Raw genomic sequence first — 360 nt, 5'->3', positions numbered from 1 at the left:
GTGTGGTTCTACTGAACATACGGTTGAGCAGTCACAAGATATTGCGAACTTGATTGCTCAGCAAGAGCGAGAAAAAGATGAGTTAGCGGTCATTAAGAAAGATGGTCAAGAGCATCGCCAACAGTTGGATTCTCTTGCTCCTATGATCACAGCACTAAGCGATGATATTCAACGTGCACAAGCGGATATTCAGCAAGCGCAACTTAACTGGCAATCTGTAATCGGTAAGCTTCAACAGAGTTTGTCTGACTTTCCAGCTGTGACGCTGGAGTTAATGCCGCTTTCTGTGACTGACCTTGGGAATGAAACGACGGTGACGGCATTTGTTGAACAATGCGAGCTTCACTTAAATCAAACTCA

At 44.7% G+C, this 360-nt stretch carries 1 protein-coding gene; it reads left to right on the top strand.

All coding sequences use genetic code 11. The features are described from left to right. Positions 1 to 360 (top strand): hypothetical protein (locus BCT81_RS05160; protein WP_133152561.1); only part of this gene is annotated, 360 nt, incomplete at both ends.

It is taken from the genome of Vibrio sp. 10N.261.52.A1 (genome assembly GCF_002876325.1).
Classification (GTDB): domain Bacteria; phylum Pseudomonadota; class Gammaproteobacteria; order Enterobacterales; family Vibrionaceae; genus Vibrio; species Vibrio chagasii.
Note: the sequence above shows the minus strand (reverse complement) of the source record. Positions and strands in the feature narration are given on the sequence as shown.